Here is a 25,285-nt window from a genome sequence, read left to right on the forward strand (position 1 = left end):
CAGCCTCGTTTCACTCGACAGCTCCTACACAGTTCCTAGAGTCTTCGCCCGCCTGACCCGACCAGCGCCAATTGCTTACCTCCCCCGCCTCTGACACAATCGCGAACAATTCTCGTTAGTTAACACTTCCCAATCGGTGATGCTGCGTGTCGTCAGTCCAAAGCCCTCAAAGTGAGCTCGTTGGTGCGTTGTATCGCGACCATCGCGGTTGGCTATTGGCCTGGCTGCGACGCAATGTGGCCTGTCCGCAACGGGCCGAAGACCTGAGTCAGGACACCTTCGTGCGTTTGCTGGGTCGTGAAGAACTGAAGGAACCGCGTGAACCGCGCGCGTTTCTGGTGGCGATTGCCAAGGGCCTGCTGTTCGACTATTTCCGCCGCGCCGCGCTGGAACAGGCCTATCTCACCGAACTGATGCTGATCCCCGCAGGTGAACAACCGTCGGTGGAGGAACAGCAACTGATCCTCGAAGACCTCAAAGCCATCGACCGCCTGCTCGGCAAGCTCTCAAGCAAGGCCCGGGCAGCTTTTCTCTATAACCGTCTCGACGGCCTCGGCCACGCCGAAATCGCCCAGCGCCTGGGCGTGTCAGTGCCGCGGGTGCGTCAGTACCTGGCCCAGGGCATTCGTCAGTGCTACATCGCGCTGTACGGTGAGCCGGTATGAGTCCGGTCAGCTCCAAACCCGTCTCGGCGCAGGTGCTGGATGCCGCGATTGCCTGGCAATTGTCCCTGGACTCCGGCAATCCGGTGGAGCGCGAAGAATTCGCCAAATGGCACGCCGCCCACGAAGAACATGCGCGGGCCTGGCGCCAACTGGGCATGCTCGACCAGCGTTTCAGCGTCGCCAGCGGCCCGGCTCGCACTGCTTTACTGCAATCGCGCGAAAGCATTCGCCGGCGTGTGCGCAAACTCGGCAGCGGCGTGGCCAGCATCGTCGCGGTGATCGGGTTGGCGCTGTTCGCCGGTGATCGTTTTCTGCCGATCGACTATTGGCTGGCCGACCAGCGCACCGCCACCGGTGAGCAACGTACCCTGCGCCTGACCGACGGCACGCTGATCAACCTCAACACCCACAGTGCCGTGGATGTGCGTTTCGATGAAAAACAACGGCTGATCATCCTCCAGGAAGGGGAAATCCTCGTCGAAACCGGCCACGGTGACGCCCGGCCATTTATCGTCGAAACCCGCGAAGGCAGCATGCGCGCGTTGGGAACAAGGTTCCTGGTCAAGCGCGAAGAAGAAGGTACGCGCCTGAGCGTGCTGAAATCGGCGGTGGCCGCCCATCCCGAGTCGAGTCCTGAAGAGCAGATTCTGCGTGAAGGCCAACAAGTCCTGATGCGCAGCAATGGCCTCGGGCCGATCCTCGCGCTCAACCTCGGCGCCGATGCCTGGACTCGCGGCATGCTGGTGGTGGACAACACCCGCCTGGAGGACCTGGTCCATGAACTCGGCCGCTATCGCCGCGGGTATTTGGGGGTTGCACCCGAGATCGCGGACCTGCGCATCACCGGCAGCTTCCCTCTGCACGACACCGATCTGGCCCTGAGCGCCCTGCTACCGACCCTGCCGGTGCAGATCGAGCAGCACACGCCGTGGTGGGTGACGGTCGCGAAGGCCGAAGCCAAACCCGTAGGAGCTGTCGAGTGAAACGAGGCTGCGATCTTTTGACTTTGTTTTTTTAGGAGCAGATCAAAAGATCGCAGCCTCGTTTCACTCGACAGCTCCTACACGGCTCTTACAAAGGCGAGCAATCACTGAATCGAAATTATTTTCAATCAGCCCTATCACTTTTGAATTCTCGTTCGGCACCTAGGCAATTGAGAAATATTTCCATTCAGGAGCCGCTGTATGTCCCGTTCGCTAGACACCTTGTTGCGCCCCAGTTTGCTGGCGATTGCCATTGCCCTTTGCGCCCCTCTGGCCAGCAGTCAGCTGATGGCCGCTGAACAAGCGTCCAGCGTTCGCGCCTACAACCTGCCGGCCGCGCCATTGGCCAGCACCCTGAACCAGATCGCGAGCCAGGCCGGCCTGGCGCTGTCGTTGAATCCTTCACTGGCAGCGGGCAAGACCTCGGCGCCGGTCAAAGGCCAGTTCGACGCAGCCGGCGCCCTGCGCGAAGCCTTGCGCGGCACCGGTCTGCAACTGGAACAGAGCAGCGCTGGCACTTATAGCCTGGTGGCTGTGCCTGAAGGTGTGATGGCCCTGCCGGAAACCGCCGTCATTGGCGTGGAAAACACCGAAAGTGCCTGGGGACCGGTGCAAGGTTACCTGGCGACCCGCACCGCCGCCGGCACCAAGACCGATACCGCGCTGGTCGAAGTACCTCGCTCGATTTCGATCGCCACCCGCGAGCAAATGGACGACCGCAATGTGCATAGCCTCGATGACGCCGTGCGCTACATGCCCGGCATCGTCGCCAGCAGTTACGGCAGCGACACCCGTGCCGACTGGTTGCGCGTGCGGGGTTTCGAACCGACTCAATTCCTCGATGGCCTGCCACTGCCAAAAGGCGTGTACGCCAACCCGAAACAGGAAACCTGGAACCTCGACCGCCTCGCCCTGCTGCGCGGCCCGGCCTCGTCGGTTTACGGCCAGACCCCGCCAGGCGGCTTGCTGGACATGGTCAGCCGTCGTCCCAGCGCCGAGTCGAGCAGCGAAATCCAAGTGCAATACGGCAGTGACAACCATCGCCAGATCAACTTCGCCAGCACCGGCAAGATCGATGACGAAGGCCAGTTTCTCTACGGTTTGAGCGGTGTGGTGCGCGACAGCGGCACGCAGATCGACCACGTCGACAACAAGCGCTACAACATCGCGCCGAGCCTGACCTGGAACATCGACGAAGACACCAAATTCACCCTACTGACGCAATTCACCCGCGACGATACCGGCATCACCAGCCAGTTTTTGCCGGTGCAAGGCACCAAGATCCATTCGCCGCTCGGCAAGATTTCCCATCACAAAAACCTGGGCGACCCGGACTGGGAATACTACGACCGCACCTACTACGCACTGGGCTACGCCTTTGAACATCGCTTGAATGATGTCTGGCAGTTCAAGCAGAACCTGCGGTACACCAAATCGGACCTGTCCTTCCAGGCCCTCACTCCCGGCGCCTACCCATTCACCCAGGTCGATGCCGAGGGCAACGTTGGTCGCTCGAGCACCAGTGTCGACGAGGACATCAGCCAGTTCGCCGTGGACAACAACTTCCAGGGCGACTTCGCAACCGGCGACATCCGTCACACCCTGCTGATCGGCCTCGATCATCAGCGCACCAACAACAACTACACCTCGATCTTCGGCGACGGTCTGACCACCAACGTCAACAACCCGATCTATGGTCAGCCAATTGTTCGTCCGCCGCGTTCGGCGGCGTTTTACGACTACAACCAGAAGACCTACCAGACCGGCCTGTACGTCCAGGACCAAATGGCCCTCGACCAATGGCGTCTGACGTTGGGTGGTCGTGAAGACTGGGTCCACACCGGCACCAAATTCTTCAACAAAGGCGACGCCACCAACACCGAGCGCGACAAGAACTTCAGCGGCAACGCGGCGATCAGCTACGTGTTCGACTCGGGCTTCGTGCCCTACCTGTCCTACGCCGAGTCGTTCCAGCCGACCAGCAACGCCACGGCATCGCCGACCGATTCGTTCAAGCCGACCGAAGGCAAACAGTGGGAACTGGGCATCAAGTACCAACCGCCTGGCAGCAGCACCCTGCTGACCGCTGCGGTCTACGACCTGACCCAGAAAAACGTCTCCGTCACCACGACCAACTCGGACAACGTTTCGGTCACCAGCCAGACCGGTGAAGTGAAAGTCAAAGGCCTGGAACTGGAAGCCGTTTCCGACGTGAACGAGAACCTCAAGGTCATCGCCGCTTACACCCTGGCCAAATCCGAAGTGCAGAAAGGCGATTTCAAAGGCAATCGTCTGCAACTGATGCCTAACCAGCAGGCGTCCCTGTGGGCCGATTACACCTGGCACAACGGTGTGTTGGACGGTTTCGGCATCGGCGCCGGCGCTCGCTACACCGGCAATACTTACGGTGACCAGGGCAATACCTCGCTCGGCAAGGCTGACGCCTACACCGTGTTCGACGCCGCGGTTCATTACGACCTGGGCCGTCTGGACAACAGCCTGAAAGGCGCCTCCCTGGCACTGAACGCCACCAACCTGTTCGACAAGGACTACATCTCCACGTGCGACAGTTTCTACTGCTACTACGGCGACCAACGCAGCGTCGTCGCCAGTGCCACTTACAAGTGGTAATGGCCTGACCTGACACGCCCAAGTCCCGAGCCGTCCGACATGGACGGCTTTGGTATTTCTGAAGGCTATGAAATGAAAAGCAAAACAATTCGCCGCTGGTCCTTCGTCCACACCTGGACCAGCCTGATCTGCACCGTGTTCCTGCTGATGCTCGCACTGACCGGCCTGCCATTGATCTTCCATCACGAGATCGACCACCTGCTGGGCGATGCCGCTGAATTGAAGGCAATGCCGGCGGACATCCCGCAGCTGAATTTGCAGCAGTTGGTGCAGGCGGCTGAAAAGCATCGTCCCGGAGAGGTCTTGCAGTATTTCGGCTTCGACGAAGACGAGCCCAACGCCGCGATTACGATCATGGCAGCCACCGCCGGCACTGAACCGAACTCGTCTCACACCTTCATGCTCGACGCCCGCACCGGCGAAGCGCTGGAGATGCCATCGGCCAACGGCGGCTTCATGATGATCATGTTGCGCCTGCACGTGGACATGTTCGCCGGTCTGCCGGGCAAGTTGCTGCTGGCGTTCATGGGCATTCTGTTCGTGGTGGCGATTGTGTCCGGGACGGTGCTGTACCTGCCATTCATGCGGCGCTTGAAATTCGCCACCGTGCGCCAGGACAAATCCACCCGCCTGCGCTGGCTCGATCTGCATAATCTGATCGGCGTGGTGACCTTGACCTGGGCCTTGGTGGTCGGCGTCACCGGCGTCATCAGCGCCTGCGCCGACCTGCTGATCGCCGCGTGGCGCAACGACAGCCTGAGCGCGATGGTCGCGCCGTACCGCGACGCGCCGCCACTGACACAACTGGCACCCGCGACCCGCTTGCTCGACATTGCCAAGGAAGTCGCACCGGGGATGCAGCCGGACTTCATCGCCTTCCCCGGCACACGATTCTCCAGCGAACACCATTACGCGGTGTTCATGAAAGGCAGCACCCACCTGACATCGCACTTGCTGACACCGGTGCTGATCGACGCCAGCACCCTGCAAGTCACCGCCGTGGCCGAACGCCCGTGGTACATGGACGCCATGGGCATGTCACAACCGTTGCACTTCGGTGATTACGGCGGCATGCCGATGAAGATCCTCTGGGCGACCCTGGATGGGCTGACCATCATCGTCCTCGGTAGCGGGGTTTACCTGTGGGTGGTGCGGCGCAAGGCTGCGAAACCGGTGCTCGAGAACGCGGAGAGTCCAGCATGAGGCCGCGGCAGTCGAATTTCTGGAAGGTTTTCTCCACCCCAACGGTTATCGCCCTGCTCAGCGCTGCGGGGCTGTTCGCCGCATTACTGGGCGATGGCGTGTGGGACGCCTTGAGCTGGCTTGGCCTGGGCGTTCCCGCCATCCTCGCCCTGCGCGGCCTGCTGCAACGCCGCTAACAACACCGAACCTGTAGGAGCAAAGCTTGCTCGCGATGGGATCACCGTGGTCTGACTGAATGACCGAGTCGATCCCATCGCGAGCAAGCTTCGCTCCTACAAGTTGCGTGATCCACGCGCTATGCTGCCCAGCACTGTCCCACACCGAGACGCTGCCATGTCCGCCCCCAGCATGACCCTGTTCCATAACCCTTTGTCACCCTTCGTTCGCAAAGTCATGGTGATGTTGCACGAAACGGGTCAACAGGACCGCGTGGCGCTGCAAGCCAGCGTGCTCACTCCGGTCAGCCCGGACCTGATACTCAACGAAGACAACCCGCTGGGTAAAATTCCGGCCTTGCGCCTGGCCGATGGCAACGTCATCCATGACAGCCGGGTGATCCTCGATTACCTCGATCACCAGCACGTCGGCAACCCGCTGATACCGCGCGACGGCTCGGCCCGCTGGCGGCGCCTGACCCTGGCCTCCCTGGCCGACGGGATCATGGACGCTGCGGTGCTGATTCGTTATGAAGTCGCCTTGCGTGCCCCGGAAAAGCATTGGGACGAATGGCTTGATGGCCAGCGCGAGAAAATTCGTCGCGGCCTGGCATTGCTGGAAGTGGACGCGATTGCCGAGCTGACCAGCCATTTCGATGTGGCGGCGATCAGTGTTGCCTGTGCGTTGGGCTACCTGGATTTGCGCCATCCGGATCTGGAATGGCGCACGACGAATCCGAAGCTGGCGAACTGGTATTTTGAGGTGAGTCAGCGGCCTTCGATGGTGGCGACTATGCCGAAGGTCTAGGTTTTCGCTGACTCTACGGGCCTCATCGCGAGCAAGCTCGCTCCCACAGTTGATCTTTGGTGTGCACGAATTTTGTGTTCACTGGAGATCCCTTGTGGGAGCGAGCTTGCTCGCGATGGCACCACACCGAATCGACTGGAAATAACCCGAATATCAGCGTCGCCAGTAATTCGCCCTCCCGCTGATCCTCGCGCAACCCCAACGACCGGCTCATTCCACCGCTCCGATATCAAACGCCAGCGGCTTGGCCGACTTCTGCCCAATCCCATACCAGTCCAGCTTGCGGGTCAGCACCATGAACACGCCCAGCAATCCGAACAACAGCAGCGAACCCATCAGCAACGCGTAATCCTCGGCACTCAGCAAGCCGTAGAGCAAGCCATACAACGCCGCCAATCCCGCCGAAAAACTCAAGCCGTGACGCACGCTGCGCAGCACATGGCAGACATAAAAACCGATCAACAACACACAGCCGCTCGCCGACAGCAGGTACGCCAGGGCAAAGCCGATGTGCTCGGACAGCGACAGCAACAGCAGGTAGAAAAACGCCAGGGCCACGCCCACCAGCGCGTATTGCACCGGGTGTACCGCCAGGCTTTTCAGCACTTCGAAGAGGAAGAAACCGGCGAAGGTCAGGACGATAAACAGCAATGCATATTTGATGGCCCGATCGCTCTTCAGGTACTGATCCACCGGGTCGATGAAACTCACCCCGAAACTGCGGCCGGTATAGGCTTCGCAACCGCCACCGGACACGCAACTGCTCAAGGCTTCTTGCAGGTTGGTGGAGAAAAACGAGGTCTGCCAGTTGGCGGTGAAACCCTGATCGCTGACTTCACGTTGGGCCGGCAGGTAGTTGCCGATGAAACTCGGATGCGGCCAGTTGGCGGCCAGCGATACTTTGCTGGTTTTGCCCACCGGAAGAATCTGCAACTGGCCAGTGCCTTGTAGGCGCAGGTCGAAACCGAAGGCCAATTCTGTGGCTTGCTTCGCGTCGAGCGCCGGCAACGTCACATGCACACCTTCCCCCAACCAGCCCACCTGGCTACCGGGGACGAAGTCGAGTTTCTGGCCATTGAGCTCGAGTTTCAGGGCGTTTTCGATGCCGCGAATATCGCTGATCCCGACCGCCAAAAATGGCTGGTCGAACTGGTAATCGGCGAAGTCGTCCTTGATACCCAATTGAGCCGGGAGCGAGAAATGCCCGCTGATGCGGTTGTCCGCATGAAACAGACGCGCCTCGTAAATACCCCGGGAACGCAGTTCGGTCTGGACCTGGCCGTCGAGTTCGAAGCGCTCCGGGAGGAAATACAAACGACCGCGTTCTTCACCCACTTCCTGGTAACGCTCGTTGGTTTTCTCGTTGAGCTTCCAGGTGCGCACCACTTTGCGATACGGCACCACCATCAGCGGTCCGCTCAGTTGCTGGCTGTAGCTGGAACTGCGGGCGATGTCTTCGAGGACACCGTCGCGCAGTTGCTGACGATTCTGGATCACGTCGTTAATCATCAGGAGCGGGATCAGCAACAACAGAATCAGAAGGGCAATTGCCCCGAGTTTTATGGTCAGGCTGCGGTTCATGGGACTCTCCCTGTTTGGATGGGGAGAGTCTGGGAGGGGTGTGTGGGGGTTTTATGGGAGGAATGTGGAGAGTGTGTGGAGACTGGGCCGGCCCCTTCGCGAGCAAGCTCGCTCCCACATTGGGCTTCGGTTGTGAATTACATCTGTGAACTCACTCAGATCCCTGTGGGAGCGAGCTTGCTCGCGATGGAAGCGACTCGGTTTTAAGGCAGGCGCAAACTCACTTCAACGCCGTCGTCGAAGTTACCAATACTCATCACCCCGCCATGCAGCTTCATCACTTCCTCAACGAAGTTAAGCCCCAGCCCCGTGCTCTTGCGCCCGCTGTCCGGTCGCGGCAGTGAATAGAAGCGCTCGCTCAGTCGGGGCAACGCATACCCGGGAATCGCCTCAGCCTGATTGAACAACCTGAATTCAATCTGCTCCCCAATGCGCTCGGCGCTGAATCGCAACAAACCCTGAGTCGGGGTGAAATCCAAAGCGTTCTCCAGCAGATTGCCCAGCGCCTGACGCAACAGGAACGGTTCACCGGTCAGAATCAGATCCGCTGCAATGGTTTGTTCCACGCGCAACTGTTTGCCTTCGATGCGCGCTGCCTGAGCGCTCAGCAATTCATCTACCAACTTCGCCAGCGGCACCGCCACCCGTTCCTCCAGCCCTTGGCGCTGCTCGACCAGGGCCAGATTCAACAGGCGTTCGATCAACTGCTGCATCCGTGCGCTTTCGCTGTCGATATTGCTGACAAAACGCTGTTGCTGGGCCAGCGGCATCTCGCCTTGCAGCAACTCCGCCGCGCCGCGAATCGCCGCCAGCGGGCTTTTCAATTCGTGGGTCAATGTGTGCACGTAACGCTCGACGTAGGCTTTGCCTTCGAGCTGCGTGCGCATCTGCTCCACCGCTGTCGCCAGTTGCTCCAGCTCGCCGCCACGGTAGTGTGGAACCTCAACCCGCCGGCCTTCACTCACGGCCTGCGCATAAGCCGTCAATCGCCGCAGCGCCGCGCTCAACCACCACGACAACAACGCGCCGAACAGCAGACCGAGGCCGATCAACCCGGCCCCCCAGGCAAGCAATCGCCGTTCAGTGCGATCAACGTATGGTTGCAACGAGCTGTTGGGTTTGGCCACGGTAACCACGCCGATGATCTGGCCGTTGTCGCGAATCGGGGCGCCGACGTGCATGACCGAGGAGTTAGGATCGTCCGGATTGCTGCGGCTGGAACGAGCGCCATATTCGCCTCGCAGGGTCAGTAAAACGTCGTTCCAGCGCGAGTAATCCTGCCCCACTGCCACACCGCTGGAGTCCAGCACCACAACGCCCTTGGCATCGGTGACGTAGATCCGGTGGTTGACCTGATTCTTCGGCAATCCCCAGATGCTCGCCTTCGGTTGCCGTTCGCCATAAGCCTTGAGCAGCTCGGGCCAGCGGTTCTGATTCAGGGTGCCGGCCTTGAAGTCGTCGCGCAGAATTTCGGCCATCAGGTTGGCGGTGTCGACCAGGGTTTCTTCGGTGGACTGGCGCACGCCGGGACGGATTTCTTCCATCACGGTGTTCAACACGAAGTAACCGGTCAGGCCGATAAACAGCACATAGACCAGAAAAATCCGGATACCCAGAGGCATCAGCTACGCCCCGGGCTGTAGCTGTAACCGAGGCCGCGATGGGTCTGGATCGGTTCCGCGTCGGCTTTCACCTGGCGTAATTTGGCGCGCACGCTCTTGATGTGGCTGTCGATGCTGCGCTCGTAACCGGCATCTGCAGCGACGCCCAGCGCATCGAGCAGCTGCTCGCGGCTGAAGACGCGTTCGGGTTGGTCCAGCAGGCATTGCAGCAGACGGAATTCATGGCGGGTCAGGGTTAGCAGCTGACCGCGATAGCTGATCTGCACCCGTTCGCTGTCAATGCGAAACAGCGCCGATGACACCTCGGCGGTCGCTCGCGGCGCCATGCGCTTGAGAATCGCCCGGACCCGCGCCGCCACCTCCCTTGGGCTGAACGGCTTGACCACGTAATCGTCGGCACCGATTTCCAGGCCCACGACGCGATCGATTTCGGCATCACGGGCGCTGAGGAAGATCACCGGCACTTCGCTGAAACGGCGCAATTGCTTGCAGGTCTCGAAGCCGCTGATGTCCGGCAGACCAATGTCGAGAATGATCAGGTCGGCCGGAGTCTGGCGCTGATGCTCAAGCGCAGCGGCGCCAAGGCTCAGCCAGGTGGTGGTGAAGCCCTCGCCCTGCAAGGCGAAAATCAGGGTGTCGGCAATCGCCGCTTCGTCTTCGACAATCAGGATATGAGGCATGGCGTCCGAGCCCGGGAGTTAAGTGGGCGAACGGTGCCCCAAGGCTCACGTCACGTCAATGAGACCACTTGAAATCAGCAGTCGGGTTTGTCCGCAGTAAAGCGCCGTGCCGGGTTCACCGCCGCGCCGAACTCACGCAAGGCTTTGGCACCGATCAACAAAGGGTAGTTGAAGCTGCTGCGGTCGGTGAGGTTGACCTCCACGGTGCGCTTGACGTTGCCCAGGCACAGTTCCAGATCAACCACCGGACGCTTGGTGGGTTCGACCGCTTCGTTGTCGTCCTCGTCTTCTTCGGAGCGGGTCTTGATCTTGCTGATCCGCGCGACCTTGTGTTCGTAGACCTTGTTGCTCGCGCCTTTGGTAGCGAGGCGGAAGCGCACCCACTCGTCTCCATCACGGGTAAAGGTTTCGATGTCTTTGGCCGACAGCGACGCGGTCAGGGCGCCGGTGTCCATCTTGGCTTTAAGGACTTCGCCGCCGATTTCCGGCAGCGCGATGTATTCGTAGCGCCCGTACAGGGTCGGCTCAGCGGCCAGGACCGGCAGGGCCACGAGGGCAAGCAGTGCAAGGAGGGATTTCACGTAATGGGCTTCCTTGAGGAGTGGGCAGCGGAATTTTAGACCGTTGCCTTTGAATTCGTTCGGCGTCTGCAAAACCAAAGATCAAAAGATCGCAGCCTTCGGCAGCTCCTACAGGTGTACGGCGTGCTTTTGTAGGAGCTGCCGAAGGCTGCGATCTTTTCAGCCGACCTCCAGCATAGCGGTCCAAAGGTGAAACATTCGTCGTCGCCGATTTGGCCTGCCGTCCGAAGCTGCTTATCATTGCGCGCCCAAATGTTTTCAAGAGTTATTTATGCGCCGCCTGCTCACCGGCTGTTTCGTTACCCTGCTGCTGTTGCTCAACACCTTGGTCCTGTTCGGGCCGCTGATGGTGTTCGCTTTGCTCAAACTGCTCCTGCCCGGGCGCTTGCGTGATTACGCGTCATGGACGGTGATGGGGATCGCCGAGACCTGGGCCGAAATCGACAAGCTGATTTTCCGCCTGTGCATCCCCACGCAATGGGATATCCGTGGCGGCGATGAGCTGCGGGTCGACACGTCGTATCTGGTGATCAGCAACCATCAATCCTGGGTCGATATCCCGGCGTTGATCCAGACGCTGAACCGGCGCACGCCGTTCTTCAAGTTCTTCCTCAAGAAAGAGCTGATCTGGGTACCGTTCCTGGGCCTGGCGTGGTGGGCGCTGGATTACCCGTTCATGAAACGCTACACCAAGGCATTCCTGGCGAAGCACCCTGAGTTGACCGGCAAGGACCTGGAGATCACTAAAGCGGCGTGCGAGTTGTACAAGCGTCAGCCGGTGACGGTGGTCAATTACCTGGAAGGCACACGCTATACCGCGGCGAAAAGTGCCCAGCAGCAATCACCCTTCACCCACCTGCTCAGGCCCAAGGCTGGTGGCGTGGCGTTTGTACTGGCGGCAATGGGCGAACAGCTGGACGCCGTCCTTGATGTGACGGTGGTGTATCCGCAGCAGACGATTCCGGGGTTCTGGGATTTGCTCAGCGGCAACGTGCCGAGGGTCATCATCGACATCAAGACCCGCGAACTCGACCCGGCGCTGTGGCAGGGCGATTACGAAAACGATCTGCAGTTTCGCGAAACGATCCAGAACTGGGTCAACCAGCTCTGGATCGAGAAGGACCTGCGCATTGACGCCTTGCGTGCCGCTGAATCAGGTACCGGTGCCTGCGCCCCAGATCCCGCCGAGGTTTTGCAGCAGTGAACCGCCGACGCCCTGCTGACCGAAAAATTGCAGAAGCACGGGGGCAAACAGGCCGATCATGCCAGTGTCCATGCCCAATGCGCTGAAGGCACTGTTCAGGTCGCTGGTGTTATTCACGTTGCCCAAGACGTTGCCCAGACCTGCCGCGTTACCGGACGAGCCAAGCAAGCCGCTGAGGACGCCCAGTTCACCGCCACCGGACAGTAAGTCGATTCCGGGTACGCTTTTGGTCAACTCCGAGTAGTCGGTCGAACTCAATTGATTCTTCGCCAGACCGAGCATCGCCCCGGCACCGCCAATGGCTTGTTCTGGCGTCACGTTCAATTGGCTGAGCGCACTCAGCAGACCGGCCGTCTGCGCGGTCGGCGCGGCTGCGGCGGCGTCATCGCCCTGCTTGCCGGAGATGGCATTGGCCGCATCGAACAGGCTGAACTGAGCAAAGACCGGACTGGCCGCCAGACACATCAGCGAAGCCAGTGCAAAACCGCGTGAAATCTTCATTCAGACATCCTCATGTGCCATGAAAACCGCCCGGCAATGGGCGGCGAAAAATCGTGTGTTGGACTGGCATCCCGGGGGATTGTTCCCAGCCTTGGTGAGCCCCTGACGAACAGTCGAAAAAGAATTTACCGGCGCTGCATCCAGTCTGGCCTCGCCCGCGTATATCAAGCACGGACAGACATTCCTGGCCGATTCCCTTACGAGGATCATCACCATGAAACGCACTTCGATCAAAACGCCGTTGATTGCCAGCCTGCTGACCCTGACCCTTGGCGGCGGATTCGTCCTGAACACCGTGCAAGCGGCAGACACGAGCCACGCTGTCATCGTCGGCGGCCAGAGCATGATGCCGAGCAAAGACATCATCGATAACGCGGTGAACTCCGCCGATCACACCACCCTGGTCGCCGCCGTGAAAGCCGCTGGCCTGGTGGACACCCTCAAGGGCAAAGGCCCGTTCACCGTGTTCGCCCCGGTCAACTCGGCCTTCGCCGCCCTGCCGGCCGGTACTGTCGATACTCTGCTCAAACCCGCCAACAAGGCGACCCTGACTCACGTCCTCACCTACCACGTGGTCGCCGGGAAACTCGACATGCTGACCTTGGCCGAGAAGATCAAGGCTGGTGGCGGCAAAGCCGAACTGACCACCGTCGCAGGTGGCAAGCTGTGGGCGATGATGAACGGCCCGCACAACATCACGATCAAGGATGAAAAAGGTGACATCGCCGATATCACCACCTATGACGTGTACCAGTCCAACGGCGTGATTCAGGTCATCGACAAAGTACTGATGCCGAAAAGCTGAGGGGTGCCGCCGACCCCGCCCATCGGGGTCGGCGGTTGTTCGAGGTGGCCACCCGTGAATGGAACAACGACGCAGCGTGAACTAACCTCTGCCTGCAACCGGCACCTCACGCAGCCCACCTCGATTGCCTGGAGAACTGCCATTCCAATCCCCGACACCGATCAGCTCAGGCAGCTTCTGGCCCAGTGTTCACTGGGCGACCGCCGCGCGTTCGAGACGCTTTACCGCAGCGTCGGCCCGCGGCTGCATGGCGTAGCGCTGCGTTTCATGGGGCGGCCGGATCTGGCTGAAGAAGTGCTGCAGGAAAGCTTCGTGCGCATCTGGAACAACGCCTCGCGCTACGAGGCGCATCTGTCGGCGCCGCTGACCTGGATGATCAACATCACCCGTCATCAGGCCATCGATCAATTGCGCAAACACCGCGACCGGCCGTTGAGCGACCTTGAAGAACAAGCGCTGGTGGATGAAAGCCCATCCGCCCACGAACAGCTAAGCAGTGCCCGTGAGGCCAACGCCTTGAACCGCTGCCTGGAAAGCCTCGACGGCATGCAGCGCCAATCGATCACCGTGGCCTACTTTCAGGGGTTGTCCTGCTCTGAGCTCGCCGAACACCTGGCCGCGCCGCTGGGCTCGGTGAAATCCTGGATCCGCCGCGGTATGGAGCGACTGCGCAGGTGCCTTGAATCATGAACTATCAAACCCCAACCTTGCGCCGCGCCCTCGCCGCCGATTACGCCATTGGCTTGATGCCCTCTGCTGCTCGCCGGCGTTTCGAGCAGTTGTTGTTGGAGGACGCAGCATTGCGCGCGGAACTGGCGCAGTGGCAGGAAAACCTGACCAGTTTGACCGACGCACTGCCCGAGCAGCCGGTGCCGGAGCGGGTGTGGCAGGGAATTACGGCGCGGATTGAGCCGCAAGTGCTGCACATGCCGGAAAAACGTCGGTTCTGGAACTGGTTGCGAGTGACGGCTGCGGTTTGTTCGCTGGTGATCGCCGTGACGTTGGTTGTGATCTATAACCGCGACAATGCGCGTTACAGCGCCACGTTGATGACCGCCGACGCGCAGCCTGCGCTGACGGTTGAAGCGCATGAGGATTATTTGAACGTTGAACCGCTGACGCTGGCGGCGGTTGATCCGGGCCGTAGCTTGGAGTTGTGGGCGATTCCGGCGGATGGCAAGCCGATTTCACTTGGGGTGATTCCGGTGGGCGGGAAGGGTCGTGTAGAGCTGAGCGATGCGCAGAAGACGTTGATCGGCAAGCCGATTGCGTTGGCGGTGAGTCTTGAGCCGAAGGGTGGTTCGCCGACGGGGCAACCGACTGGGCCAGTCCTGTATCAAGGGGCGTTGGCTGCGCTCTGACTCGCTATTGTGGCGAGGGAGCTTGCTCCCGCTCGGCTGCGCAGCAGTCGTCAACCGGCTAACTCGTTACACCTGATACTCCTCGGCGGATGGTTTTGGGGTCGCTTCGCGCCCCAGCGGGAGCAAGCTCCCTCGCCACAGAGGTTGTGTTCCCCCCAATACAAAAACGGCAACCCTGAGGTCGCCGTTTTGTTTTGCCTGAAGCCTTACGCCTTACGCCGCACTAAACAACTTGTGCGGATCGATCACAAACTTCTTCGGCACGCCTGCATCGAACTCGCCATATCCACGCGGCGCGTCATCCAGGCTGATCACCTCAACACCAACGATGTCGGCAATGTGGATACGGTCCCACATGATCGCCTGCATCAGCTGGCGGTTGTACTTCATCACTGGCGTCTGGCCAGTGTGGAAGCTGTGGGATTTGGCCCAGCCCAGACCAAAGCGGATGCTCAGGCTGCCCATCTTCGCGGCTGCGTCGACTGCACCTGGATCTTCAGTTACGTACAGGCCAGGGATACCGATTTTGCCGGCCACCCGAACCACGCCCATCAGCGAGTTCAGCACGGTGGCCGGAGCCTCGTGTTTCACGCCGTCATGGCCGTGACCGCGCGCTTCGAAGCCCACGGCGTCGACGGCGCAATCCACTTCTGGCTCGCCCAGCAGTGCAGCGATTTGTTCGTGTAGCGGAGTGTCCAGGGACAGGTCGGCGATTTCAAAACCCTGAGCCTTGGCGTGCGCCAGGCGGACGGTGTTGACGTCACCGATGATCACCACCGCCGCGCCCAACAGGCGAGCGGAAGCAGCGGCGGCCAGACCGACAGGACCGGCACCGGCGATGTACACGGTGCTGCCTGGGCCAACGCCGGCGGTCACTGCACCGTGGTAACCGGTCGGCAGGATGTCGGAGAGGCAAGTCAGATCGCGGATTTTTTCCATCGCGCGATCACGATCCGGGAGTTTCAGCAGGTTGAAGTCGGCGTACGGCACCATCGCGTATTCAGCCTGGCCGCCGGTCCAGTCGCCCATGTCGACATAACCATAAGCACCGCCCGGACGCGCCGGGTTAACGCTGAGGCAAACGCCGGTGTGCATTTCCTTGCAGGAACGGCAGCGCCCGCAAGCCACGTTGAACGGTACGGAAACCAGGTCGCCGATCTGCAGGTTCTCGACGTCGCTGCCCTTCTCGATCACTTCACCGGTGATTTCGTGGCCCAGCACCAGACCGGTCTGGGCGGTGGTACGACCGCGCACCATGTGCTGATCGGAACCACAGATGTTGGTGGAAACTACGCGCAGGATGACAGCGTGATTAATCTTCCTGCCGCGCGGGTCCTGCATTTTCGGATAGTCGATTTTCTGTATTTCGACTTTGCCATTGCCGAGATACACCACACCACGATTGCCAGACATGCTTTCACCTCGCTGTTGTTTTTATGTAGCGGTCGCGTCGCCATGGAGCGGCGGCGCGTTGATTGCTCGGGTTATTGCTTGTGTGTCTTGTGTTGTCTGTTATGCCGCCATCGCGAGCAAGCTCGCTCCCACAGTGGATCGGGGTGTACACAAGGTCTGCGAACGACACAAAACCCTGTGGGAGCGAGCTTGCTCGCGATAGCAATCTAAAGAACGACCGTGCGATTAGCGTTCAGGAAAACCCTTCGTTCAATGTGATAGCCAACGGCCCGGGCCAGGGTCAGCCCTTCGATATCCCGTCCCTTGGCGATCAAGTCTTCGGGGTAATGACTGTGGTCCACAGCCTCTACGCCCTGGGCGATGATCGGGCCTTCGTCCAGGTCGTTGTTGATGTAGTGCGCCGTGGCGCCGACCAGTTTCACGCCCTTGTTGTAGGCCTGGTGATAAGGCTTGGCGCCCTTGAAACCCGGCAGCAGGGAGTGATGGATGTTGATCGCCTTGCCGTCGAGTTTGCGGCACAGCTCGGGCGACAGGACTTGCATGTAGCGGGCAAGGATCACCAGTTCGGCGCCGGACTCTTCAATCACCTGCCAAACCTGACGTTCCTGGGACGGTTTGTCGTTCGGGTCCAGCGGGAAGTGGTAGTACGGAATCTGGTGCCAGTCCGCCAACGGCTTGAGGTCCGGGTGGTTGGAAACCACGGCGGCCACGTCCATCGACAATTGACCGATGCGCTGACGGTAGAGCAAATCGTTAAGGCAGTGATCGGCCTTGGAGACCATGATCACCACTTTCGGGCGGTAGTTCGGCGCCGTGAGTTCGAAGATCATGCCGAAATGGGCACCACGTTCTTCCAGACCTGCGCGGAAGGCTTGTTCGTCGAAGCCATCAGGCTGGCGGAATTCCACGCGAATGAAGAAACGGCCCGAGAGCCGATCATCGAAGGAATGGTGCTCGGTGACGTAGCAGCCCTGCTCGAACAGAAAGCGGGTCACCGCGTCCACGGTGCCGAGGACGCTTGGGCAGTCGGCGGTCAGAATCCATGTGTCTGGGGCGCGGCTCATAGTGCGGTGACTCCTGTTCATTGTTCTGGGTGTCAGGGAAATCCACCCCTCACCCTAACCCTCTCCCCAGAGGGGCGAGGGGACTGACCGAGTTGTACTTGGAGCTACATCGACCTGAAGTACCGAATCGAACTCAGGTTTTGAAAACGCTAGAGATCGGCTCCCTTTCCCCCTCTCCCCCATGGGGAGAGGGCTGGGGTGAGGGGTCGATCTCAAGCCTGAACACTAAGCCCGTATTCGGCGGCAGCATCCTGCAACCACAACCACCAGTAATCCGAGAAGCTGCGACGAATCAGCAGTTCCCAGGTGTCTTCGGCGGTATGGCGGATCACCAGTTGCGACTTGGCAAACACGGTGCCCACAGCCTTGCCCACCGGGAAGCTGTTGGGATGCACGTCGTAGCTGGTGGACTTCATCAGTACCTGGCGTACGTTCGGGCCGCTCAGTTCGAGGAGCTGCTGGCCGCCGCTGACGTTGGTGATCGCGATGTGCAGGTCGCCCAGCGCTTCACGCAGTTTCTTCTCGGCGGCGAATTCTTCACCGGTCGGCACGATCAGCAGCCATTCATCCGGTCCCATCCATTGCAGGCTGGTTTCGCCTTTGACGACGACGGTCAGCGCGCCCGGCAATTCGATACCGAGGGCTTTGTGAACGCCGGCAGCGAACGCCGCATCATGGCCATCGCCACGAATGGTCAGGTGGCCGAGGAGTTTTTTCTCACGCACGATCACGCCGGCGCTTTTGCGGCCCTTGCCCACAAGACTTGGCAGGTCGGCGTGATGCAGCGACGACTCGGCCTTGGCCCCAGTGGTTGGGCGTTGTTGGTAAACATTGGCTGCGGTCATAAAGCACCTGTTCCTGAATTCTGTTGGTTCAATACCTTGTGGTGGCTGTTCTGCCGCCATCGCGAGCAAGCTCGCTCCCACAGTGGATTGATGCCTGACACAAACTTCCCTAGCGACTTCAATCCTGTGGGAGCGAGCTTGCTCGCGATGGCGTCAGCAGGCACCCCACAGGAGCTGAAGCAGTTAGATGTTCTGGCGATCACCCTTTGGATCGAAGAACACCGAAGAAACGATTTCCGCCTCGATCACGCTGCCATCGGCCAGCGGTGCGAACACGCGCTCACCGATTCGCTTCAAGCCGCCCTTCACCACACCCATGGCAAACGAATAGCCGAGGGAGTTGTGCAAGTAGCTGGAGGTGACGTGACCGACCATGGTCATCGGGATCGCCTGCTTGGTGTTGAACACCAGTTGCGCACCTTCCGGCAGCCATTTGGTCGGATCGATCGGCTTCAGACCGACCAACTGTTTGCGTTGATCACGCACGCAGTCTTCGCGGTTCATGCCACGCTGGCCAATCCATGAGAAAGGTTTAGTGCGACCGACGCACCAGCCCATGTTCAGGTCATCCGGCGTCATCGACCCGTCAGTGTCCTGCCCAACGATGATGAAACCCTTCTCGGCCCGCAGCACGTGCATGGTTTCAGTGCCGTACGGGGTCAGGTTGTACTTCTTGCCGGCCTCGACGATTTTCTCGAGTACGCCCATGGCGTAGTCAGCTTGCACGTTGACTTCGTACGACAGCTCACCGGTAAACGAAATCCGGAACACCCGCGCCGGCACACCGCCGACCAGACCTTCTTTCCAGGTCATGAACGGGAAGGCTTCGTTGCTCAGGTCGATGTCGGTGACTTCGCTGAGCAGCTTGCGGCTGTTCGGCCCGGACAGGGTCATGGTTGCCCAGTGATCCGTCACGGAGGTGAAGTACACCTTCAGGTCTGGCCATTCGGTCTGGTGGTAGATTTCCAGCCATTGCAGCACGCGTGCAGCGCCGCCGGTGGTGGTGGTCATCACGAAGTGGTTGTCGGCGAGGCATGCAGTTACGCCGTCGTCGAACACCATGCCGTCTTCTTTACACATCAGGCCGTAGCGGGCCTTGCCCACGTCGAGCTTGGTCCAGGCGTTGGTGTAGATGCGGTTGAGGAACTCACGCGAGTCCGGGCCCTGGATGTCGATTTTGCCCAGGGTCGAAGCGTCCAGCAGGCCGACGCTGTCGCGCACGGCTTTGCATTCGCGTTTCACGGCAGCGTGCAGGCCTTCACCGTTTTTCGGGAAGTACCAAGGACGCTTCCACTGACCGACGTCTTCGAACTCGGCGCCGTTCTTCACGTGCCAGTGATGCAGCGCGGTGAAACGAACCGGCTCGAAGATGTGCCCACAGTGACGACCGGCCACGGCGCCGAAGGTTACCGGCGTGTAGTTCGGACGGAACATGGTGGTGCCCATCTGCGGGATGGTCACGTTCAGCGAACGGGCGGCGATGGCCAGACCGTTGACGTTGCCGAGCTTGCCCTGGTCAGTGCCGAAGCCCAGTGCGGTGTAGCGTTTGACGTGCTCGACCGACTCGAAGCCTTCGCGGGTCGCCAGTTCGATGGCGGCAGCGGTGACGTCGTTTTGCAGGTCGACGAATTGCTTCGGCGCACGTGCGGTGTTCTTTTCGTGTGGCACCTGGAACAGTGCCAAAGTCGGCTCTTCCAGACGGCTCAGGGCTTTCGGCAAGGTACCTTCGACCACGCTGAAACCGGCTTCGCTGGCTGCGCGAGCGCCGCCTTCAAAACCATCGGCCAAGGAATCGCCGAGGCCGTAGACGCCGTTGATGCCACCGACGCACACGCGTTTCTGCGGTGCTTCGCCCGGTACGAAACCGAGAATGTCTTCACGCCAGATCGGCTTGCCACCCAAGTGCGACGCCAGGTGAACCACCGGGCTGTAACCGCCGGAGCTGGCAACCAGGTCGCATTCAAGCCACTCACCAGGACTGGTCACGGTGTGCGCTTTGACATCGATCGCGGCAACGCGAGCGGCGGTCACGTGCTTGCTGCCACGTGTCTCGATCACGGCGCTGCCGGTCAGGATGCGGATGCCTTTGGCGCGCGCTTCTTCAACCAGCGCACCGCGCGGATTGCTGCGGGCATCTGCGATGGCGACAACTTGCAGGCTGGCGTCGAGCCAATCCAGAGCAACGCGATAGGCGTGATCGTTGTTGGTCGACAGCACCAGTTTTTTGCCCGGTGCTACGCCGTAACGACGCACGTAAGTCGACACAGCGCCGGCGAGCATGTTGCCCGGTACGTCGTTGTTGCCATAAACCAGTGGACGCTCGTGAGCGCCGGTCGCCAGCACTACGCGCTTGGCGCGAACACGGTGGATGCGCTGACGCACTTGGCCAATCGGGGCGCGGTCGCCGAGGTGATCGGTCAGGCGCTCGTGAATGGTCAGGAAGTTATGGTCGTGGTAACCGTTGACCGTGGCGCGCGGCAACAGCAGCACGTCCGGGGTGTCCTTGAGCTCGGCGATGACGCTGGCGACCCATTCGGCGGCTGGTTTGCCATCGAGGCTTTCGCGGGAATCGAGCAGGCTACCGCCGAACTCTTCCTGTTCATCGGCCAGAATTACACGAGCACCGCTACGGGCAGCCGCCAGTGCAGCGGCCAGGCCAGCAGGGCCACCGCCGACGATCAGCACGTCGCAGTGCTGGTTCATGTAGTCGTAGGTGTCCGGATCGTTCTCGGTCGGCGAGCGGCCAAGACCGGCGGCTTTACGAATGTACTTCTCGTAAGTCATCCAGAACGATTGCGGGTACATGAAGGTTTTGTAGTAGAAGCCCGGCGGCATCAGCTTGCCGCCGACCTTGCCGAGAATCCCCATCATGTCGTTGTTCACGCTCGGCCAGCCGTTGGTGCTGGTGGCGACCAGACCTTGATACAGCGCTTGTTGCGTGGCGCGCACGTTCGGGATCTGCGTGGCTTCGGTCGCGCCGATTTGCAGCACGGCGTTCGGCTCTTCGGCACCGGCGGCAAAGATGCCGCGCGGACGGGAATACTTGAAGCTACGACCGATGATGTCGACACCGTTGGCCAGCAAGGCTGCGGCCAGGGAATCGCCTTCAAAGCCTTTGTAGGTCTGGCCGTTGAAGGTGAAGCTCAGCACTTTGTTGCGGTCGATCCGTCCGCCGTTGGACAGGCGATTGATCTGGCTCATACCTTCTCTCCCAGAGCCGTGGCGGCCGCTTTCGGGCTATCGGTCTTGTCGGTGAATTGTGGCTTGGTGCCGATCTTGTAAGTCTCGAGAATCTCGTAGGTCACGGTGTCACGGGTGGCGTTGAAGTACTGACGGCAACCGGCGACGTGATCCCACAGCTCGTGGTGCAGACCGCGAGGGTTATCGCGGAAGAACATGTAGTCGCCCCACTCCTCGTCGGTGCAGTTGGTCGGATCCAGAGGGCGCGGGATGTGCGCCTGGCCGGATGCGTGGAATTCCTCTTCGGAGCGCAGTTCGCCGCAGTGAGGACAGAAGATATGCAACATGGGGATTTCTCCTGTTAGTGGGCAACCGCAGCAGCGCCGTGTTCATCGATCAACGCACCGTTGTGGAAACGGTCGATGGAGAAAGGTGCAGCCAATGGGTGCATTTCACCCTTGGCCAGACTCGCGGCAAACACGTTGCCCGAGCCAGGTGTTGCCTTGAAGCCACCGGTGCCCCAACCGCAGTTGAAGAACATGTTCGGAACCGGGGTTTTCGAGATGATCGGGCAGGCGTCCGGCGTGGTGTCGACGATGCCGCCCCACTGACGGTTCATGCGCACGCGGGACAAGACCGGGAACATCTCGACGATGGCTTGAATGGTGTGCTCGATCACCGGGTACGAACCACGCTGGCCGTAGCCGTTGTAGCCGTCGATACCGGCGCCGATCACCAGGTCGCCCTTGTCGGACTGGCTGATGTAACCGTGTACGGCGTTGGACATGATCACGCTGTCGATAATCGGCTTGATCGGCTCGGACACCAGCGCTTGCAGCGGGTGCGATTCGATCGGCAGGCGGAAACCGGCGAGTTTGGCCATGTGCCCGGAGTTTCCGGCGGTCACTACACCGACGCGCTTGGCGCCGATGAAGCCTTTGTTGGTTTCAACACCGATGCACACGCCCTTTTCCTTGCGGAAGCCGATCACTTCGGTCTGTTGAATCAGGTCCACGCCCAGTGCGTCAGCGGCACGGGCAAAGCCCCACGCCACGGCATCGTGACGGGCTACGCCGCCGCGACGCTGGACGGTAGCGCCCATCACCGGGTAGCGAGTGTTTTTCGAGCAGTCGAGGTACGGAATCTCGTCAGCCACTTGTTTGGCATCAAGCAGTTCGCCGTCCACGCCATTGAGGCGGTTGGCGCTGACCCGACGCTCGGAATCACGAATGTCCTGCAGGGTGTGGCACAGGTTGTAAACGCCGCGCTGGGAGAACATCACGTTGTAGTTCAGGTCCTGGGACAGGCCTTCCCACAATTTCATCGCGTGTTCGTACAGGTGCGCCGACTCGTCCCACAGGTAGTTGGAGCGAACGATGGTGGTGTTGCGCGCGGTGTTACCGCCGCCCAGCCAGCCTTTCTCGACCACAGCCACGTTGGTGATGCCGTGTTCCTTGGCCAGGTAGTAAGCGGTCGCCAGACCATGCCCGCCACCGCCGACGATGACCACGTCATAGACCTTTTTAGGGGTCGGCGTGCGCCACATTTTCTGCCAGTTCTCGTGATGGCTGAGGGAGTGTTTGAAGAGGCCGAAGCCCGAGTACCGTTGCATAGTCATTTACTCCAAAACCGCGCTCAGCGATAAACCGGGAAGTCCGCGCACAGGGCTGAAACTTGCTGCGCAACATTGGCCTCGACGTCGGCGTCGCCGAGGTTGTCGAGGATGTCGCAGATCCAGCCGGCAAGCGTGACGCACTGGCTAACCTTGAAGCCGCGAGTGGTCACCGCCGGGGTGCCGATGCGCAGGCCGGAGGTCACGAACGGCGACTGTGGATCGTTCGGGACAGCGTTCTTGTTCACGGTGATGTGGGCGCGACCGAGTGCTGCATCCGCCTCTTTGCCGGTGAGGCCCTGACGGATCAGGCTGACCAGGAACAGGTGGTTGTCGGTGCCGCCGGACACTACATCGTAGCCGCGTTTGATAAATACGCCGGCCATGGCCTGAGCGTTGTCGATCACTTGTTGCTGGTAAGCCTTGAAGCCAGGCTCCAAAGCTTCCTTGAAGCACACCGCTTTACCAGCGATGACGTGCATCAGCGGGCCGCCCTGGGCACCCGGGAAGACTGCCGAGTTGAGCTTTTTCTCGATTTCTTCGTTGGACTTGCACAGGATCAGGCCGCCACGTGGACCGCGCAGGGTCTTGTGGGTGGTGGTGGTGACCACATCGGCGTACGGCAGCGGGTTCGGGTACAGGCCGGCAGCGACCAGACCTGCAACGTGAGCCATGTCGACGAACAGCAGCGCACCGACCTTGTCGGCGATCTGACGGAAGCGTGGGAAGTCGAGGGTCTTGGAATAGGCCGAGAAACCAGCGACGATCATCTTCGGTTTGCACTCGACGGCCAGGCGCTCGACTTCGTCGTAGTCGATCAGCCCGGTTTTAGTGTCGATGCCGTACTGCACGGCGTTGTACAGCTTGCCCGAGGACGACACTTTGGCGCCGTGGGTCAGGTGACCGCCATGGGCCAGGCTCATGCCGAGGATGGTGTCGCCGGCCTGCAGCAAAGCCAGGTAAACGGCGCTGTTGGCCGAGGAGCCGGAGTGCGGCTGAACGTTGGCGTAATCGGCGCCGAACAGTTGTTTGGCGCGTTCGATGGCCAGCGCTTCAACTTTATCGACGTGCTCGCAGCCACCGTAGTAGCGCTTGCCCGGATAGCCTTCGGCGTATTTGTTGGTCAGGCCACTGCCTTGCGCTTCCATGACGCGTTTGCTGGTGTAGTTCTCTGACGCGATCAGCTCGATGTGATCTTCCTGGCGTTGCTCCTCGGCATTCATCGCCGCCAGCAGTGCATCGTCGTAACCCTGGATCTGGTCTTGCTTGCTGAACATCGCGTCTCTCCCAGCGGCATCTATGCGCCATTCGTCTCGGTAAGGCACTGGTGTTTCGACAGTGCCCTTTGAATGCGATGGTATGACCGGCGCAGACAGGCCAAATGCCTACGGACGCCACGCAAAGGTGCGTTTACGACATGGCGGGAAATGGCATGCCGAACACAGTCCTCAAATCAGCAGAGAACCCTGTGGGAGCGAGCTTGCTCGCGATGAGTCCGTCACAGTCAGCATTGATGTTGCCTGACCCACCGCCATCGCGAGCAAGCTCGCTCCCACAAGGGTTAGGCGATGATCTGTCTCACTGCGAGCAGCAGTAGAAAGTGCAGCGGATACAGGGCATACGCCCAACGACGCATCGGCGGTGGAGGGTTGAGCCGGCCGGCGTGGCGCAACAAAATCAGGCCGGCCAGTGGCGCGATCAGACAAGCGGCGATGCCGAGGATGGCTTCAACATTGTGAAACTGCGCGGAGGAATACAGCACTGGCCACTGATTGGCTGCCAGACAGACCAGCCCCGGCAACAGGCTGAAGTACCAGGGCCGCTTGATCACCAGCAACATCGCCAGTGGCAACAACACGCCGAAGAAGCCGAACATCAGGCGTTCCGGGAACAGCGCCGCCAGCAGCAAGGCGCCTGCCGCCAACAGTCGCGTTTGCAGGGTTCGATCCTGCCAGCCACGGGCCACCAGCAATCCCAACGCCAACGTGGGCAGCACGTTCAAGGTGTCGGGATCAGGAATGTACATCCGGTAGGGAATTTCGCTGATGGCGCTAAACAGCAGCAACCAGCCCAGATAACGCCACTGGCCGTCCGTCGTCACCGTGCGGGCCCGCGCCAGGTTTGCGGCCATCGCCAGACAGAACCACGGGAACGCCAACCGACCCGGCACATACAGAATATCGACGGAATAACCGACATATCGCAGGTGATCGAGCACCATACTCAACAGCGCCAGCCACTTGAGCAGATCCAGTGCCCCATCCCTTTGCGTCATGTGCATAATTGCCCTGCGTCTTTGTATTTTTCTGACAGCATCATCGCGTGTGCTCCCCGGACGATCTTCGGTAAAGTGCGCACCATCATTGACCACGAGGCCCTTCACCATAAGAG

The 25,285-nt window shown here is 60.4% G+C and carries 23 protein-coding genes; 10 read left to right on the forward strand and 13 right to left on the reverse strand.

The features are described 5' to 3' along the window. Positions 1-146: 146 nt before the first annotated feature. From ACA079_RS29815 to ACA079_RS29840, 6 genes are all read left to right on the forward strand, one after another. Complete coding sequence (locus ACA079_RS29815) at positions 147-665, forward strand: RNA polymerase sigma factor (RefSeq protein WP_033053398.1); 519 nt, start codon at positions 147-149, stop codon at positions 663-665. Continuing rightward, a complete protein-coding gene (locus ACA079_RS29820) occupies positions 662-1,648 on the forward strand; it encodes a FecR domain-containing protein (RefSeq protein WP_497701855.1) in 987 nt (328 codons plus the stop codon). Before ACA079_RS29815 ends, ACA079_RS29820 begins: the two co-directional genes overlap by 4 nt. A gap of 201 nt (positions 1,649-1,849) precedes the next feature. Further along, the gene (locus tag ACA079_RS29825) at positions 1,850-4,279 is read left to right on the forward strand and encodes a TonB-dependent siderophore receptor (protein ID WP_497701856.1); all 2,430 of its coding nucleotides are present in this window, start codon (positions 1,850-1,852) and stop codon (positions 4,277-4,279) included. Between the two features lie 72 nt (positions 4,280-4,351). Further along, the gene (locus tag ACA079_RS29830) at positions 4,352-5,482 is read left to right on the forward strand and encodes a PepSY-associated TM helix domain-containing protein (protein WP_497701857.1); all 1,131 of its coding nucleotides are present in this window, start codon (positions 4,352-4,354) and stop codon (positions 5,480-5,482) included. Beyond that, on the forward strand, positions 5,479-5,658 hold the full coding sequence (locus ACA079_RS29835) for a hypothetical protein (RefSeq protein WP_129440566.1): 180 nt from the start codon (positions 5,479-5,481) through the stop codon (positions 5,656-5,658). The genes ACA079_RS29830 and ACA079_RS29835 overlap by 4 nt, the downstream gene beginning before the upstream one ends. A 157-nt stretch (positions 5,659-5,815) precedes the next feature. Beyond that, the gene (locus ACA079_RS29840; RefSeq protein ID WP_497701858.1) at positions 5,816-6,445 is read left to right on the forward strand and encodes a glutathione S-transferase; all 630 of its coding nucleotides are present in this window, start codon (positions 5,816-5,818) and stop codon (positions 6,443-6,445) included. A gap of 210 nt (positions 6,446-6,655) precedes the next feature. On the opposite strand, the gene creD is transcribed toward ACA079_RS29840, so the two are convergent. The 4 genes from creD to rloA2 form a co-directional block, all read right to left on the reverse strand. After that, on the reverse strand, positions 6,656-8,026 hold the full coding sequence (gene creD, locus ACA079_RS29845; protein WP_497701859.1) for a cell envelope integrity protein CreD: 1,371 nt from the start codon (positions 8,024-8,026) through the stop codon (positions 6,656-6,658). A 203-nt stretch (positions 8,027-8,229) separates the two neighbouring features. Next, a complete protein-coding gene (creC, locus tag ACA079_RS29850; protein WP_497701860.1) occupies positions 8,230-9,648 on the reverse strand; it encodes a two-component system sensor histidine kinase CreC in 1,419 nt (472 codons plus the stop codon). After that, complete coding sequence (gene creB / locus ACA079_RS29855) at positions 9,648-10,328, reverse strand: two-component system response regulator CreB (protein WP_497701861.1); 681 nt, start codon at positions 10,326-10,328, stop codon at positions 9,648-9,650. The genes creC and creB overlap by 1 nt, the downstream gene beginning before the upstream one ends. A gap of 74 nt (positions 10,329-10,402) precedes the next feature. Next, on the reverse strand, positions 10,403-10,909 hold the full coding sequence (gene rloA2, locus ACA079_RS29860) for a retropepsin-like aspartic peptidase RloA2 (RefSeq protein WP_497701862.1): 507 nt from the start codon (positions 10,907-10,909) through the stop codon (positions 10,403-10,405). 271 nt (positions 10,910-11,180) lie between these two features. Between rloA2 and yihG the strand changes: the two genes are divergently transcribed. Further along, entirely contained in the window at positions 11,181-12,113 is a 933-nt protein-coding gene (yihG, locus tag ACA079_RS29865) for a 1-acylglycerol-3-phosphate O-acyltransferase, YihG family (RefSeq protein WP_497701863.1), read from the forward strand. Here the strand turns inward: yihG and ACA079_RS29870 are convergent. Further along, on the reverse strand, positions 12,063-12,614 hold the full coding sequence (locus ACA079_RS29870; protein ID WP_497701864.1) for a DUF2780 domain-containing protein: 552 nt from the start codon (positions 12,612-12,614) through the stop codon (positions 12,063-12,065). The two genes, yihG and ACA079_RS29870, sit on opposite strands and share 51 nt — an antisense overlap. Before the next feature lie 214 nt (positions 12,615-12,828). Between ACA079_RS29870 and ACA079_RS29875 the strand changes: the two genes are divergently transcribed. The 3 genes from ACA079_RS29875 to ACA079_RS29885 are packed head-to-tail and all read left to right on the forward strand — an operon-like array spanning position 12,829 to position 14,780. Then, the gene (locus ACA079_RS29875; RefSeq protein WP_497701865.1) at positions 12,829-13,419 is read left to right on the forward strand and encodes a fasciclin domain-containing protein; all 591 of its coding nucleotides are present in this window, start codon (positions 12,829-12,831) and stop codon (positions 13,417-13,419) included. Positions 13,420-13,473: 54 nt separating this feature from the next. Continuing rightward, positions 13,474-14,109: a sigma-70 family RNA polymerase sigma factor gene (locus tag ACA079_RS29880; RefSeq protein WP_497701866.1), complete on the forward strand. Its 636-nt coding sequence runs from the start codon at positions 13,474-13,476 to the stop codon at positions 14,107-14,109. Continuing rightward, entirely contained in the window at positions 14,106-14,780 is a 675-nt protein-coding gene (locus ACA079_RS29885; RefSeq protein WP_497701867.1) for an anti-sigma factor, read from the forward strand. Before ACA079_RS29880 ends, ACA079_RS29885 begins: the two co-directional genes overlap by 4 nt. Before the next feature lie 213 nt (positions 14,781-14,993). Here the strand turns inward: ACA079_RS29885 and fdhA are convergent, their stop codons facing one another. From fdhA to ACA079_RS29925, 8 genes are all read right to left on the reverse strand, one after another. Continuing rightward, positions 14,994-16,193: a formaldehyde dehydrogenase, glutathione-independent gene (fdhA, locus tag ACA079_RS29890; protein WP_007947729.1), complete on the reverse strand. Its 1,200-nt coding sequence runs from the start codon at positions 16,191-16,193 to the stop codon at positions 14,994-14,996. A gap of 206 nt (positions 16,194-16,399) precedes the next feature. Then, positions 16,400-17,257 carry a formyltetrahydrofolate deformylase gene (gene purU, locus ACA079_RS29895; RefSeq protein WP_497701868.1) on the reverse strand — a complete coding sequence of 286 codons (858 nt, stop codon included), beginning with the start codon at positions 17,255-17,257 and terminating at the stop codon, positions 16,400-16,402. Between the two features lie 212 nt (positions 17,258-17,469). Further along, positions 17,470-18,102: a sarcosine oxidase subunit gamma gene (locus ACA079_RS29900; protein ID WP_497701869.1), complete on the reverse strand. Its 633-nt coding sequence runs from the start codon at positions 18,100-18,102 to the stop codon at positions 17,470-17,472. 183 nt (positions 18,103-18,285) lie between these two features. Beyond that, entirely contained in the window at positions 18,286-21,303 is a 3,018-nt protein-coding gene (locus ACA079_RS29905; RefSeq protein WP_497701870.1) for a sarcosine oxidase subunit alpha, read from the reverse strand. Next, positions 21,300-21,629: a sarcosine oxidase subunit delta gene (locus ACA079_RS29910; RefSeq protein ID WP_008147095.1), complete on the reverse strand. Its 330-nt coding sequence runs from the start codon at positions 21,627-21,629 to the stop codon at positions 21,300-21,302. Before ACA079_RS29910 ends, ACA079_RS29905 begins: the two co-directional genes overlap by 4 nt. A 14-nt stretch (positions 21,630-21,643) precedes the next feature. Beyond that, positions 21,644-22,894 carry a sarcosine oxidase subunit beta gene (locus ACA079_RS29915; RefSeq protein ID WP_497704396.1) on the reverse strand — a complete coding sequence of 417 codons (1,251 nt, stop codon included), beginning with the start codon at positions 22,892-22,894 and terminating at the stop codon, positions 21,644-21,646. A gap of 23 nt (positions 22,895-22,917) precedes the next feature. Beyond that, a complete protein-coding gene (gene glyA / locus ACA079_RS29920; RefSeq protein ID WP_497701871.1) occupies positions 22,918-24,171 on the reverse strand; it encodes a serine hydroxymethyltransferase in 1,254 nt (417 codons plus the stop codon). Positions 24,172-24,455: 284 nt separating this feature from the next. Beyond that, complete coding sequence (locus ACA079_RS29925; protein ID WP_497701872.1) at positions 24,456-25,175, reverse strand: TraX family protein; 720 nt, start codon at positions 25,173-25,175, stop codon at positions 24,456-24,458. Positions 25,176-25,285 lie beyond the last annotated feature (110 nt).

This window comes from Pseudomonas sp. LBUM1645 (assembly GCF_059716185.1).